This window comes from Streptomyces sp. NPDC058231 (assembly GCF_042882275.1).
In the GTDB taxonomy this organism is placed as follows: Bacteria; Actinomycetota; Actinomycetes; order Streptomycetales; family Streptomycetaceae; genus Streptomyces.
This window is the reverse complement of the sequence record NZ_JBHVWN010000073.1, coordinates 23,749-37,819: the sequence shown is the minus strand read 5'-3', so window position 1 is coordinate 37,819 and position 14,071 is coordinate 23,749. Positions and strand designations below refer to the sequence as shown.

Here is a 14,071-nt window from a genome sequence, read left to right as displayed (position 1 = left end):
GACAAACTGATCGCACACAACCGGGAGCACCTCGCGTGGGCGTGAACGCCACCGTCCTCGCCATCGACGCCGGCAACAGCAAAACCGACGTCGCCGTGGCCGCCGGCGACGGCACCGTCCTCGGCACGGCCCGGGGCGGCGGCTTCCAGCCGTCCCGGGCGGGTGTCGAAGCGGCTGTCGACGTCCTCGCCAAGGCGGCCGAGGAGGCGCTGAGGTCGGCGGGTGTCACCACCAGCACCCACGTCTCCGCCTGCCTGGCCAACGCCGATCTCCCGGTGGAGGAGAAGCAGTTGGAGGAGGCGATCCGGCGCCGCGGCTGGGCCCGGAGTGTCGACGTACGCAACGACACCTTCGCGGTGCTGCGCGCCGGCCTCCTGGAGGACGCCGAGCCACGAGGAGTAGCCGTCGTGTGCGGCGCGGGCATCAACTGCGCGGGTCTGCTGCCCGACGGTCGCACCGCCCGTTTCCCCGCCATCGGCCGCATCTCCGGCGACTGGGGCGGCGGCAGAGGGCTGGCCGAGGAGGCCCTGTGGCACGCGGCGCGCGCCGAGGACGGCCGCGGCGAGCCCACCGCCCTGATGAGCGCCCTGCCCGAACACTTCGGGCTGCCGTCCATGTACGCGCTGATCGAGGCTCTGCATCTGGAACGCATCACGGCGCAGCGGCAGCACGAGCTGACACCGGTGCTGTTCGCGACGGCCGCCCAGGGTGATCCGGTCGCCCGCTCCCTGGTGGACCGGATGGCCGACGAGGTCGTCGCCATGGCCGCCGTCGCCCTCTCCCGACTCGGACTGCTCACGGAAGAGGTGCCCGTGCTGTTGGGCGGCAGTGTGCTGGCCGCCCGCCACCCGCAACTGGACGGCCGCATTCGTTCCCTGCTTGCGCAGCAGGCCCCGGGGGCCGTCGTCCGCGTGGTGGCCGAGCGACCCGTGCTGGGCTCCGTGCTGCTGGGGCTCGACGCGCTGGGCGCGGAACCGCAGGCCCATGCCCGCGCCCGGGCGCACTACGGCACCAGCGGCCGAGGCGCCGATCCGTGCGATCCCCTACCGGACGGCCGTCCTCGACCTTGATCCCGGTGTCCTCCGGCATCCCGAGGAATCCGTGTCGCTCGCCCTCCCGGTCGCGGGTGTCGTCGAAACGGGCGGTGCCCTCGCACACCCCGGTCGGCGTCGGCTGTCCGTCCCCGGCGCTTTGTCGGTGAATGTTCACGGCCGTGTCCTTCCGGTGGGACGAGGGACGGCCCCGCAGCATCGGTCCGGTCCCACGCTCGCCGGGATCCGGTGCGCCCACCACCATGGCTGCTCCATCCGGGTCGTGGCCGGGAGATTCGGACCGCGGGGACCGGGATCGCCCGCCCATGGGTCGGCGCGCCCGTTCCCCGCGGATCGGCGGTCACGGAAAAGGAGCACTCCGATCCGCCATGTGCCATCGTGGCAGCCGTGACCGGCGACCACCCGCGGGCTCCGCGTTGCACGTGCGCCGCGCCGCACGGACGCTCCTTCGGGCGTCCCGCCCCCTGCCGCCCTCGGCGGCAGGCCCGGGTCGACGGGCGGACACGACAGGGAGCAGGCGCAGCGGGCCGGCCACCGAGTCCGACCGCGGCGCCGAGGCACCCGGGCGGTGGGCCGACGGCCGGCTCGGCGTTCCGACCGCGCAGGTCCCGGTACCGTCTCGTCCCCGCTCGGAAAGGGGCCTTCGTGAGCAACGACCACGGTGCGGGAAGCGTGGGCGGGGGGCGCCTGGACGAAGCCGTCGTGAACGCGGTGTTCTCCCAGTTGCCGGTGGGGCTACATGTGTTCGACCCGGACCTGAGACTCGTCCGGGTCAATACCGCCGCCGGCCTCAGTGACCTGTTCCCCCTCGAACCGATGATGGGCAGACCCCTCGATGAGGTGCTCGGGGCCTTCGACGTGACCGAGTCCGAAATCCTCGAGCGTGCCATCCGCGACGAACTCGAAACCGACAGGCCCACCGTCGACCTGCGCCTTCACGTACGGAGCCGCGTGGATCCGAGGGTTGCGGCCGTCGTGTCGGCGGCGCTCTTCCGGCTTCAGGATGCGGACGGGACGGTGCTGGGCGTAGCGGTCGCTCTCACCGACATCACACGGAGAGCAGGAGCCGAGGCAAGGCTGCAGCTGCTCAACCGGGGCGCCGCCTCTGTCGGAACGACCCTTGACGTGTTCCGCACCGCCGGGGAGTTCTGCGCACTGACCGTCCCGGAACTGGCCGACACCGTCGCCGTGGATGTGCTCGACTCCGTGCTACGCGGCCAGGCACCCGTCCCCCACGCGGACGTACAGCATGCCGCCCTGCGGCGTGCTGGTTTCCGCTCCGTCGCAGGTGGCGGGCGCCAGGGTTTCCCTGTGGTCGGGGAAGTCAGCACCTACCCTGTCGGCACACCCCACCGACAGGCGCTGGCAAGGGCGGCGCCTCAGATCATTCGCCATCTGCGGCCGGACGCCGCCTGGCTGGATCCCGGGCACAAGCGCCACGCACGGATTCTGGCTGTCGGCGTCCACTCCATGATCATCGCGCCGATGCGGGCCCGCGGGGTGGTCCTCGGCCTGGCCTGCTTCTACCGCTGGCACAATCCGGTCCGCTTCAACCGCGATGACCTGGCACTTGCCGAGCAACTGACCTCGCATGCCGCACTGTGCCTCGACAACGCCCGCCTCTACAGGCGCGAGCATGCGGTGGCGAGGATCCTGCAGCGCGGAATCCGCCAGTCCGAAGCATTGGTTCCGTCGGCCGTGGAGATCGCGCACAAGTCGCTGCCCGCGGGAGCCGGCGGTGGCTGGTTCGACGTCCTGCCACTGTCCGGGGCCCGGGTCGCCCTCATCTCGGGTGACGCCACCGGGCAGCTCACCAACGCCGCGGCCGCAATGGGTGAGCTCCGTGCCGCGATCGCCGCGCTCTCCGACCTCGACCTGCCGCCCGACGAGATCCTGGAACGCCTCCACGACCTCGCCGTCGGGCCTGAGGCCTGCTCCCATGACGGTGCGAACGGGGGCGGCCCCGACCGGACCCCGACCGCGACCTGCCTGTACGCGGTCTACGACCCCGTGTCGCGCCTGTGCACCGTGGCCAGCGCCGGACACCCCGCGCCCGTCCTCCTGCACGAGGGCGGCGTGGTCGAGATCTTCGACGTCCGGCGGGGCCCCGCGCTCGGACAAGGCATGGCGGAGTACACCGTCGTCGAGCGCGTCATCCCCGAAGGCACCACCTTGCTGCTGTACAACACCGCGCTGCTCGGCGACGACCGCCACTCCCCGCTCCTGCCGCTGGAACGGCTGCGACGCATCGCGGCCGGGCTCCCGGTCTCGCTTCAGGCATGCTGCGACGCGATCGTCGATGCCATCGCGCCCGCTCAACCGCGCCAGGACGCCTACCTCCTCCTGGCCCGCACCCGGACACTCGGCGCCGGTCACACGGCCTCCTGGACCCTTCCCAACCATGCGGAAGTGGTCTCCAGGGCAAGGAGGCTGGTGGCCGCTCGGCTCACCGACTGGGAGGTGACCGACGACCTCGCCGACAGCACCGCGCTCGTCGTCAGCGAGCTGGTCACCAACGCTGTCCGCTACGCGGAGGGTCCCATCGAGGTCCGGCTCGTCCGTGATCGCGCAATGATCTGCGAAGTCACCGACGACAGCAGCACCGCCCCGCAGCTGCGCCGCGCGCTCGACACCGACGAGGGCGGACGCGGCCTGTTCATCACCGCCCAGCTGACCCAGCGCTGGGGGGTACGCCCCTCCCGCCGCGGCAAGACCATCTGGGCCGAACTGGCCCTGAGCCCGCCGGGAACAGCACCACGGCCGACCGGCCGGTCGGCGGAAGTGTAGGCGCAGCGGTCCAGGAACCGCCGCCTGTCACGCCCCGCCCCGATCCGCATTCCGGGCCGCCACCCGGAAGCCGGTGTTGGATGTCGAGCTGTCCGGGGTGTTGGAGCTGCGGGCGGCGACGCGGTAACGGTTGCAGTAGGAGTCGTGGCACAGATAGGAACCACCCCGCATCACCCGGGCCGAACCCGTGGGCGGACCCGTCGGGTCCGAGCGGGGGTTCGATCGGTGGAAGTCCGCACTGAACCAGTCGGAGCACCACTCCCACACGTTTCCGACGGTGTTGTGGAGTCCGTAGCCGTTGGGGCGGTACGACTTCACCGGCACGGTTCCGAGGTGGGCGCCGGTGTGCGCGGTGGGGAAGACTCCCTGCCAGATGTTGAGCATCCGGCGTGCGTCCGGGGCCAGTTCGTCGCCCCACGGGTAGCGTCGCTGCTCCAGGCCGCCGCGGGCCGCGTACTCCCACTCGGCCTCGGTGGGCAGCCTGGTGCCGGACCAGGCGCAGTAGGCCTGCGCGTCGTTCCAGGAGACATGGACGACGGGGTGGTTCTGCCGGGACCCGATGGTCGACCCCGGCCCCTCGGGGTGCTTCCAGGTGGCGCCGGTCACCGCTTGCCACCACGGCACCTCCGCCACCGGCCTGGCGGTGCGGGCGAGTTCGTCCGGGAGCAGGCCGGTGAAGACGAACGAGGAGCCGAAGTGTTCGGCTTCGGTGACATGACCGGTCGCTTTGACGAAAGTGGCGAACTGGGCGTTGGTCACCGTCGTGGGAGCGATCCGGAAGGCGGCGACCTCCACCTCCCGGACCGGGCCCTCGCCGTCGGCCGGGAATCCGTCCGTGTCCTCGGTGCCCATGAGGAACCGCCCGCCCGGCAGATCGATGAGCTGCCGCAGGACACGGGGCGCCGATGAGGGCCGGGCGGGGGCGTCGATCCGTACCGTGCCGGCCTGGGTGCCGTGGCCGGGTGTACAACAGGAGGGGGGCGGGGCGGTCATGACTGGTGACTCCGTGGAGGTCGTCGGTTCGGTCGGTACGGCCGGGCACCCGCCGGTGCCCGGCCGGGTGGTGCGCCGTGGCTGATGCCGCGTGCCCGCCGCGGCTCGCGGGGCGGCCTCAGCCGGAGCGGTCGGCGGCGAGCCCGGCGGCCAGGGCGGGGATGCCCAGGTTCTGTTCGTCCGCCGGTGTCGCTCCGTAGAGCTTGTTGGTGAGCTGGAACGGGTCCTCGACCAGGTCGTAGTACTCCCGGAACTTCACCTGACCGGTGCCGGAGACCGTGCCGTCGGCGTCGGTGTGCAGGGCGTAGTACTCGACGTACTGCTTGTCCTTGCCGACGTAGGACGCCCAGGTGTTGTGGTCCCCCGTGCCGGTGCCCTGCTTCCACCATTCGACGAGCAGGTGGTCGCGACTGTACGAGGTGAGCAGCGACCTGCCGTCCTGCGGCGTGTCGGGGACGATCCCGGCGGCGTCGAGAATGGTCGGCGCGATGTCGATGTTGGCGACGATCCGGCTGTCGACCGTGCCGGTACCCAGGCCACCGGCCGGCCAGGAGAGGTAGAACGGCACCTCGTGGGCCGGACTGTAGGGCACCGACTTCGCCGTCCATCCGTGGTCGGCCCAGCCGAAGCCGTTGTCACCGATGTAGATGACGAGGGTGTTGTCCAGCTGGCCGAGGGCCGTCAGCTTGTCCTTGAACGCCTGGACCGCGTCGTCGACGGAGAGGAGGGTCCGCAGCTGCTCCGCGCGGATCCGCCGGCCGTCGTCCGGCGTGCCGACGGCGTTCCGGATGTACGGCGGCTTGTCGCTCCGGTCGGCCTCGGGCACCGAGGGGCGGCCGTTCCACTCCGGCACCGCGATGCCGGCGTACTTGGCCTCGGGTGTACGGGGTCCGTGCGAGGCGTACGGGGTGACGTAGGCGAACCAGGGACGGGCGTCGGTGGCGGCCTTGTCGAGGAAGTCGAGCGTCCGGTCCTTGACGATGCCGGTGGTGTACCCGTCGATCGTCCCGACCGTGCCGTTGACGTTCCATCGGGCGTTCACGTACGCGGGCTGGAGCAGCGCGAAGTCCTCGAAATGCGGCGGGCTGTCGGCGAGGTTCCAGGCATTGAGGTATTTGCCGAACAGCCCGGTGCGGTAGCCGGCCTGCTTCAGATAGCGCTGCACGGTGGTGTTCTGGTCCAGCGAGTACGCGGCCGCGTTGTTCCGCACGCCGTGGTTGTGTGCGTAGCGGCCGGAGAAGACCGAGGAGCGTGAGGGCGCGCAAAGCGGGGTGGTGACATGGCCGTTGGTGAATTTCACGCCCTGGCCGGCGATCCAGTCGATGGTCTTCCCGATGGCCCAGTCGGTGTGCTTGGGCTGGTCGTCGGTGACGATCAGCAGAATGTTCGGGCGGCCTGCCGCCGGTGCGGGCGCGGCCGTCGCCGTCCGGGCGACCGCAGGTACGGCGGCCGTGGCCGCGGCTGCGGCCGTACCGGCGAGAAACCCTCTGCGGCTGACGTGCGACTTGTCTCGATCACTCATCGGTGTGCCCTCCTGCTTTCCTGCGGTGGGGGCGCGCCGGTCCGGAGAACGGCACGGAGGAATTCCGGAAAATTCGCAGTGCGATGGCGGATGCTGTTACCGAATGGCGGGAGGCGGGGAGTCCCGCGGCAGGGGTGGGCGCGAGTCGGCCGGGTCGTGGATCGACGAGCGGATTCCGATCGCGGCGGTCACACCCGGGCGACGCTACAGAGTGAACTCGCCAGCCGCCCGAAATCGACGTGCCGGCGAGCAGCGAGCGCGATGTCTGCTGCCATGCCGCGAGAGTAGGGGCAGCGGAACGACCCGTTCAATGTACGGAGTGTGAAATGTGGGGCCGGACCGACGAGTTACCTCGGTTGCCCCTTTTGCAGGCAGGTGGCGGCGGACGGCTCTCCGCCGGCGCGCCCGGCAAGGGCGCGTCCGCACTGGGCTGACGGCCTTGCGCGGCACGGGAGGCAGTGAGCGGGCTTTTCGCCGCTTCGGCGGGCATGTCGGCGCGTCTCGGAGAAGCCGGACGACTCTGCGGGGAAACTCTCGGCATGACCGACGCGACGAAGGCTGTCCTCGAGGGCGGCCCCGACGATCTTCCCGAGCGGACCGTCTCCCTCACCACGCCCGGGCCCGACCTCAAGATTCCGTTCCGTGGAGGGTACGAGCACTTCAAGGTCACGAGCCGCCAGCAGGAGACCGCCGAGGGCCGATTGCCCGTCTACGAGTGGTGGGAACGGACGGAGATGCCGGGGTAGGCACCACTCCGATGGAGGGGCCGGGCCTGCTCCGTACGAGCGGCGGCCGGCGGTGTGCCGGCCCCGCGAGGCCACCGTCCGAGGCGTCTTCTCCCTGGTCGGTGACCGGCTCCGGCCCGGGCTGCGCCGATCGCATAGGCTCGGCTGATGGCGAACTACTTCGACGTGCATCCCGACAACCCTCAGCGGCGCACGATCAGCACCGTGGCCGCGAGCATCCGTTCCGGTGCGCTCGTCGCGTACCCGACGGACTCCTGCTACGCGCTGGGATGCCAGCTCGGCAACCGTGACGGGATCGGCCGGATCCGGTCGATCCGTAACCTCGACGACCGTCACCACTTCACCCTCGTGTGTCAGGACTTCGCACAGCTGGGCCAGTTCGTACACGTCGACAACGACGTGTTCCGCGCCATCAAGGCGGCCACGCCCGGCAGGTACACCTTCATCCTCCCGGCGACGAAGGAGGTGCCGCGCCAGCTGCTGCACCCGAAGAAGAAGACGGTCGGAGTCCGTATTCCCGACCATGCCGTCGCTCAGGCCCTGGTCGCCGAGCTCGGTGAACCGCTGCTCTCCAGCACCCTGCTGCTGCCCGACGAGAGTGAGCCGATGACGCAGGGTTGGGAGATCAAGGAGCGGCTCGATCACGTGGTGGACGCGGTGGTCGACTCCGGCGACTGCGGCACCGAACCGACCACGGTCATCGACTTCTCCGACGGCGAGGCGACGATCGTACGCCGGGGAGCGGGCGACACCGCGCGCTTCGAGTAGCCCTTCCGACGGGACCGCCGTGTGCCGGGCGGGGACCGGCCGGAGTCCGGCGCGACCGTCGTTCGCCCGGCCCCGGCTTCACGCGGCTTACGGCGACCGGCGGCGCGGCTCGGTGAGCCCGGGATGCCCTGGCGCGGCCCGTTGTTGTTCCCGCAACCGTCACCCCCCGCACAGGTCACTTCCGAGCCATGCCCGCGCGCCTTCCGTGGAAAGCGGGACCATGGGAGGTGTGAGGGATGGGTGGTGACCGGACATGGCATCCGCGCGCCGGCAGTCCGACCCCCGCCCCGACGAGCCGCCGGGCGGGCCGCGGGGCTCGTTCACGGTGCCCGGCGACGCGACGGCCGTCGTCACCGGGCAGGGAACGGTACTCAGCTGGACCCGGGCCGCGGAGGAGCTCCTCGGGTACTCCGCCGCGGAAGTGGTCGGCCGCTCCGCAGGTCACCTGCTGGCGATGCCCGGGGACCCGGGCCGGGCGGCGGCCGGCATCGCCGAACGCTGCCGCGCGGGCAGGTCGTGGAACGGTCCGATCGCCGTTCGGCACCGCGACGGGCGGCCGGTCGACACGGTCGTGCAGGTCTCGGCCCCGTTCCACCTCGACGGCAGGGAGTGTTTTCTGCTCTCCGGGCGGGAGCGGAGTCCACAGTGGGCGATGGGGGAATCCGTCCTCGACGGATTCCTGACCCGCTCGCCGCTGGGCATGGCGGTGCTGGACCGGCAACTGCGCTACGTCTGGGTGAACGACACCCTGGAACGCATCGGCGGCGTCACACGGGAACAGCGGATGGGGCTGCGGATGACGGACATACTGCCGGGTCTGCAGACCGACGCGATCGAGACCGTGATGCGCGGCGTCCTGCACACCAGAATCCCGGTCAGCGACTACGAGTACACGGGCTGGAGCTGGGCCGATCCACACCACCGGCACGCCTACTCCGCCTCGTTCTTCCCGCTGGTCGACCTGGACGACTCCGTCACGGGTGTCTGCTACATGGTTCTGGACGTGACCGACCGGTGGAACGCCCAGCAGCGCCTGTCGATGATCAACGAGGCCGGAGCCCGTCTCGGCAGCACCCTCGATGTGATGCGGACGGCCCAGGAACTGGCGGATTTCGCCGTGCCCCGCTTCGCCGACTTCGTGATCGTGGACCTGCTGGAACCGGCCCTCGGCAACGAGGGGCCCAGGACCCCGCTGTCCGCCGGGGGGCCGGCGATAATCGAGCCGATGATGCGACGTGCGGGTCTGAGGTCGGTGCGCGAGGGCTGTCCGGAGGCCGTGGCCCGTGTCGGGGACCGGGTGGGGTTCGCGCCCCCACCGCACGACCTGCGTTACCTCATCGGCGGTGATCCGGTCCTCATCCCGGTCCTCGACCCCTTCGACCACGCGTGGGAGACCGAGCAGCCCGCCCGAGCAGCGAAGGTCCGTGAGTTCGGGCTCCACTCCCTCATTTCCGTACCCATGAGGGCGCGGGACACCGTGCTGGGCCTGACCACCTTCATCCGTTCCGTGAATCTGACCCCGTTCGAACCGGACGACGTCCTGCTGGCCCGCGAACTGGTGGCACGGGCGGCCGTGTGCGTGGACAACGCCAGGCGCTACACCCGGGAGCACAATGCGGCGCTCACCCTTCAGCGCAGTCTGCTCCCGCACACGCTGACGGGCGGAATGGCCGTGGACGTGGTATCCGCCTACCTTCCGGCGGACGCGAAGGACGGAGTGGGCGGTGACTGGTTCGACGTCATCCCGCTTTCCGGGGCGCGGGTCGCCCTGGTGGTCGGCGACGTGGTCGGGCACGGGATGGCGGCCGCCGCGGCCATGGGACGGCTCCGTACCGCGGTGCACACGCTCGCCGACATGGACCTTCCCCCCGATGAACTGATGGCCCACCTGGACGACCTGGTGATCCGGCTGAGCGAGGAGCAGCCCGATGACGCCACGACCGTCGCGAACGTGGTCGGCGCCACCTGCCTGTACGTCGTCTACGACCCGGTCGCGCAGCGGTGCACGATGGCGCGTGCCGGACATCCGCCGCCCGCCGTCGTCACCCCCGACGGAGAGGTCAGCTTTCCCGAACTGCCCGCGGGTCCGCCCCTGGGGCTGGGCGGACTTCCCTTCGAGGCCATGGAGATCGCGCTGCCCGAAGGCAGCCTGCTCGGCCTGTACACCAACGGGCTGACCGGGGGTTCCGACCGGGACGTCGAACAGGGGATGTCGCTCCTCGGCCGCACGCTGGCCCGGCACGGCGAGCCGCTGGAGGCGCTGTGCGCATCCGTGGTCGAGAAGCTCCTCCCCGTACCCCAGCCCGACGACGTCGCTCTGCTGCTGGCGCGGACCCACGCGCTCAGCGCCGACCACGTCGTCTCGTGGGACGTCGCAGCCGACCCGGCCGCGGTGGCCGGCGCCCGCGCGCGGACCGCGGAACAGCTCCGTGCGTGGGGTCTGGAGGAACTGACGATGATGACCGAGCTCATCGTCAGCGAGTTGGTGACCAATGCGATCCGGTACGCCGCCGGGCCGATACGGATACGGCTTCTGCGCCAGACTTCCCTGACCTGCGAGGTCTCGGACGAGAGCAGCACCTCGCCGCGCCTGAGGCATGCCAGGACCACGGACGAGGGCGGTCGAGGTCTCTTCCTCGTCGCTCAGCTCACCCGGCGCTGGGGAACCCGGTACGTAGGCGACGGCAAGATCATTTGGACGGAGCAGGAGATACCGGAGCACCCGGCGGACTTCCCCGCGCCCGACGCCGTCCGCCCGGGAGCCCGGGCCGCATGACCTCCGTCCGGGCTCCCGTGCCGCAAGACCGGCGATCGGCTCCGCATGGAGCCCGTCCACAGGCCGGAGTCAGCCGGCGGTCTTCGCGGGTACCTCGCCGTACCGGTCGACGACCCCGCGTTCCATGACGGCGTCGATGCCGAACAGTACGTCGCTCGCAGTACCCCTGGCGTCGGCCTCGGCCTTGTGGTCGATGAAGTACGCCTGCGAGCCGATGTAGCTGAGAGTCTCCTTGTTGAAGATCAACACGGACCGGGTCGCGGAACCGGCGTCCCTGTGGGTGATGCCGATGCCGTGGCGTCCGGCCGCGTCGGCGGCGTCGGGGATCCAGGTGATGCCGGGAATCCTGGCGACAGCCTTGTACAGGGCGGAGGCGGTCGCGGGCGGCATGATCACACTGCCCAGCAGGTCGCCGATCGTCCTGACGACGGCCTCATCCTTCGAATCGCCGTTCCCGTGTCCTGCGCCACACCACCGTGGAAGAGGGCGGACGAGGTGCTGCCGAAGCATGAACAGGACGAGGCCCCTGGCCCCACGCCCCCGGTGTCCCTGGGCAGCCCCTTGGAATCGATCACCTAACGCACCAGGCAGGGCCGCTTTCCGTCGAACTTCCAGTCGGGAACGAGGTACCGCATGCCGACGGCGTCGTCACGCGCGTCCAGCGCCTTCTGCCGGTAGAGGTCGTGGGCCGCGAGGAGCCGGTCCATGTCGAGCTGAACCCCGAGGCCCGGGGAGTCGGGCACGGCGATCTCGCCGTCGACGATGCGCGGCGGGGCGGTGGTGAGCCGCTCCAGGCCTTCCTGCCAGATCCAGTGGGTGTCGAGGGCGTTGTACTCGCCGGGGGCCGCGGCACCGCAGTGGGTCACCATGGCGAGCGAGATGTCGAAGTGGTTGTTGGAGTGACAGCCCCAGGTCAGGCCCATCTCATGACAGAGCTGAGCGACGCGGACCGACCCCTGCATGGTCCAGAAGTGCGGGTCTGCCAGAGGGATGGACACCGACTGCAGGGCCAGCGCATGGGTCAGCTGCCGCCAGTCCGTGGCGACCATGTTGGTCGCGGTCGGGAGGCCCGTGGCGCGGCGGAATTCAGCCAGGATCTCCCGTCCGCTGTAGCCGTCCTCGGCGCCGCAGGGGTCCTCGGCGTAGGCGAGCGTGCCGACCAGCGGACGGCAGAGTTCGATCGCCTCGCTCAGCGACCACGCGCCGTTCGGGTCGAGGGTGATCCGGGCCTCGGGGAAGCGGTCCTTGAGGGCGCGTACGGCCTTGACCTCCTCGGCGCCCTCCAGGACACCGCCCTTGAGCTTGAAGTCCCGGAAGCCGTAGAGCTCGTAGGTGGCCTCGGCCTGACGCACGATCGCCTCCGGTGTCAGGGCCTCCTCGTGCCGGACGCGGTACCAGTCGACGGGCGAGCCGGACTCGCGGGCGTACTCCAGATCGGTCCGGTCGGGGTCACCTACGTAGAAGAGGTAGCCGAGCACCCGTACGGAGTCGCGTTGCTGCCCGTCACCGAGCAGGGCCGCGACGGGCAGGTCGAGGTGCTGCCCCAGCAGGTCGAGGAGCGCTGACTCCACGGCGGTGACGGCGTGCACCGTCGTCCGCAGGTCGAAGGTCTGGTCACCGCGGCCACCGAAGTCGCGTCCCGCGAACCTGTCCCCGATCTCGCGCAGGACTCGCTTGTAGTCCCCCAACTTCGCTCCGAGCACGAGGGATTCGGCGTCCCGCAGCGTCTGCGTGATCTTCTCTCCGCCCGGTACCTCCCCCAGTCCGGTCCGCCCCTCGGAGTCCTGGAGGACCACCACGTTGCGGGTGAAGTAGGGGCCGTGGGCGCCGGAGAGGTTCAGCTCCATGCAGTCCCGTCCGGCCACCGGGTAGACGGAGAACGCGGTGACGGTCGGCTGGCTCATGTTCATCAGAATCCTTGTGTACGGGGGTGACGCGGGCGAAGTGATCAGAGGTTGAGGACGTCGAGGACCCACTCGGCGGCCAGGACACCGCCCAGGCCGAGGACCGCGAGCACCGTCGTATAGGTGGTACGGACCTTGATCGCGTCGATGACCGAGAGATTGAAGTACTCCTTGAAAAGCCAGAATCCGGGATCGTTGACGTGGGAGAAGGCGATCGAGCCGCAGGTCACGGCGAGCACCATCATCTCGGGGTGGGTCCCGCTGCCCGCCAGGAGCGGCAGCACCACACCGGCGGCGGTGACGACGGCGACCGTCGCCGAGCCGAGTGCCACGCGGAGGATGACCGCGATGAGCCAGGCGAGCAGGATCGGCGAGATGGGCCAGCTGTCCGTGGCGCCCTTGATGTAGTCGGAGATCCCGCCCTCGACGAGCACGTTCTTGAACGCGCCGCCCGCTCCGATCACCAGGAGGATCATCGCCATCGCCTGCGCGGCCGAGCTGCAGGATGCGCTGACATCCGCGAGGCCGCGGCCGATCCGCGGGCCGAATGCCCAGACCGCCAGGAGGAGGGTCAGCAGGAGCGCGATCGGTGCCGAGCCGATGAAGGCGACCAGGTGGAGGAGCGGGGTGTCGGCGGACGTGACCAGGTCGGTCACGGCGGCGCCGGCGATCAGGACGACGGGGAAGAGCGCCACGGACAGCGACCAGCCGAGGCCGGGCATCTCCTCGTCGGTGAACTCCCGATCGCTGACCAGGCCCTTGGGGACGTCCGGGTTCATCGCCCGGACGAACGGCAGCCGCGGCCACGCGAGCGAGATGAGCGCGCCGACCGGGACGGCGATGAACAGGCCGTAGAACAGCGTCAGCCCGATGGACGCGTGAAAGGTTCCCGCGACGGAGGTGGGGCCGGGGTGCGGCGGCAGGAAGCTGTGCATGGTGGACAGGGCGATCGACATCGGCAGCCCGACCTGGAGCAGCTTGGCCCCGGTGACCCTCACCAGGGTGAACGCGATCGGCACGATGATGATGAAGGCGACCTCGTAGAACATGGTCACGCCTATGAGCATAGAGGTGACCACCATGGCCAGTTGGACCCAGCGGGGGCCGAAGGCGTCGAGGAGCTTGCCGGCGATGCGTTGGGCGGCGCCCGAATCCCCCATGACACGGCCGACCATGGCGCCGAGCCCGATGGTGAGCATCGTGTCGCCGATCTGGCCGCCGATGCCCTCCGCGAGGACGTCCGGGATCTTCTCCAGCGCGATCCCCTGGACGACACCGACACCGACCGCCACCAGGAGGAGGGCGGCGAAGCCGTTCAGCCTCAGCTTGGTCATGAGCAGCAGCAGAATCAGAACGCTGATTCCGACTACGACGAGAGGCAAGGCAGTTCCCCTTTGAACTGTGGGTCGGATGGCCGGAGCGCATGTGGGGGGACGGCCCGGATCCCGTCCGGGCCGCGTGCAATCACGACGGGCGTCCGCTTGGGGTCCCCGCGGGGGCGCGGGTGCGTCGGACGGGTCGTG

At 70.4% G+C, this 14,071-nt stretch carries 10 protein-coding genes; 5 read left to right on the top strand and 5 right to left on the bottom strand.

Going from position 1 to position 14,071, the window contains the following annotated elements:
- The first annotated feature begins 35 nt into the window (after positions 1 to 35).
- Positions 36 to 1,070, top strand: coding sequence for an N-acetylglucosamine kinase (locus ACFVXE_RS32260; protein WP_389676558.1), 1,035 nt, complete (start codon positions 36 to 38; stop codon positions 1,068 to 1,070).
- A gap of 627 nt (positions 1,071 to 1,697) precedes the next feature.
- Positions 1,698 to 3,839 carry a SpoIIE family protein phosphatase gene (locus tag ACFVXE_RS32255; protein ID WP_389676556.1) on the top strand — a complete coding sequence of 714 codons (2,142 nt, stop codon included), beginning with the start codon at positions 1,698 to 1,700 and terminating at the stop codon, positions 3,837 to 3,839.
- A gap of 27 nt (positions 3,840 to 3,866) precedes the next feature.
- Here ACFVXE_RS32255 and ACFVXE_RS32250 read toward each other — a convergent pair whose 3' ends face one another.
- Positions 3,867 to 4,832 (bottom strand): formylglycine-generating enzyme family protein, encoded by a 966-nt coding sequence (locus tag ACFVXE_RS32250; RefSeq protein ID WP_389676554.1) that lies wholly within the window; start codon positions 4,830 to 4,832, stop codon positions 3,867 to 3,869.
- A gap of 118 nt (positions 4,833 to 4,950) precedes the next feature.
- Positions 4,951 to 6,354: a sulfatase gene (locus ACFVXE_RS32245; protein ID WP_389676552.1), complete on the bottom strand. Its 1,404-nt coding sequence runs from the start codon at positions 6,352 to 6,354 to the stop codon at positions 4,951 to 4,953.
- Positions 6,355 to 6,893: 539 nt separating this feature from the next.
- Between ACFVXE_RS32245 and ACFVXE_RS32240 the strand changes: the two genes are divergently transcribed.
- From ACFVXE_RS32240 to ACFVXE_RS32230, 3 genes are all read left to right on the top strand, one after another.
- A complete protein-coding gene (locus ACFVXE_RS32240; protein WP_389676551.1) occupies positions 6,894 to 7,100 on the top strand; it encodes a DUF5988 family protein in 207 nt (68 codons plus the stop codon).
- Between the two features lie 147 nt (positions 7,101 to 7,247).
- Complete coding sequence (locus ACFVXE_RS32235; RefSeq protein WP_389676549.1) at positions 7,248 to 7,868, top strand: L-threonylcarbamoyladenylate synthase; 621 nt, start codon at positions 7,248 to 7,250, stop codon at positions 7,866 to 7,868.
- 253 nt (positions 7,869 to 8,121) lie between these two features.
- The gene (locus ACFVXE_RS32230; protein ID WP_389676548.1) at positions 8,122 to 10,644 is read left to right on the top strand and encodes a SpoIIE family protein phosphatase; all 2,523 of its coding nucleotides are present in this window, start codon (positions 8,122 to 8,124) and stop codon (positions 10,642 to 10,644) included.
- A 69-nt stretch (positions 10,645 to 10,713) separates the two neighbouring features.
- Here ACFVXE_RS32230 and ACFVXE_RS32225 read toward each other — a convergent pair whose 3' ends face one another.
- The 3 genes from ACFVXE_RS32225 to ACFVXE_RS32215 form a co-directional block, all read right to left on the bottom strand.
- A complete protein-coding gene (locus ACFVXE_RS32225) occupies positions 10,714 to 11,034 on the bottom strand; it encodes a hypothetical protein (protein ID WP_389676546.1) in 321 nt (106 codons plus the stop codon).
- 185 nt (positions 11,035 to 11,219) lie between these two features.
- Entirely contained in the window at positions 11,220 to 12,548 is a 1,329-nt protein-coding gene (locus tag ACFVXE_RS32220; RefSeq protein WP_389676545.1) for an enolase C-terminal domain-like protein, read from the bottom strand.
- 44 nt (positions 12,549 to 12,592) lie between these two features.
- Positions 12,593 to 13,930 carry a gluconate:H+ symporter gene (locus tag ACFVXE_RS32215; protein WP_389676544.1) on the bottom strand — a complete coding sequence of 446 codons (1,338 nt, stop codon included), beginning with the start codon at positions 13,928 to 13,930 and terminating at the stop codon, positions 12,593 to 12,595.
- Positions 13,931 to 14,071: the final 141 nt, after the last annotated feature.

Excerpts from the sequence above, each read along its gene's own strand:
- ACFVXE_RS32220 (WP_389676545.1), bottom strand. The coding sequence starts at position 12,548 with ATGAGCCAGCCGACCGTCACCGCGTTCTCCGTCTACCCGGTGGCCGGA.
- ACFVXE_RS32240 (WP_389676551.1), top strand. The coding sequence starts at position 6,894 with ATGACCGACGCGACGAAGGCTGTCCTCGAGGGCGGCCCCGACGATCTT.
- ACFVXE_RS32250 (WP_389676554.1), bottom strand. The coding sequence starts at position 4,832 with ATGACCGCCCCGCCCCCCTCCTGTTGTACACCCGGCCACGGCACCCAG.
- ACFVXE_RS32245 (WP_389676552.1), bottom strand. The coding sequence starts at position 6,354 with ATGAGTGATCGAGACAAGTCGCACGTCAGCCGCAGAGGGTTTCTCGCC.
- ACFVXE_RS32225 (WP_389676546.1), bottom strand. The coding sequence starts at position 11,034 with ATGCCGCCCGCGACCGCCTCCGCCCTGTACAAGGCTGTCGCCAGGATT.
- ACFVXE_RS32235 (WP_389676549.1), top strand. The coding sequence starts at position 7,248 with ATGGCGAACTACTTCGACGTGCATCCCGACAACCCTCAGCGGCGCACG.
- ACFVXE_RS32230 (WP_389676548.1), top strand. The coding sequence starts at position 8,122 with ATGGCATCCGCGCGCCGGCAGTCCGACCCCCGCCCCGACGAGCCGCCG.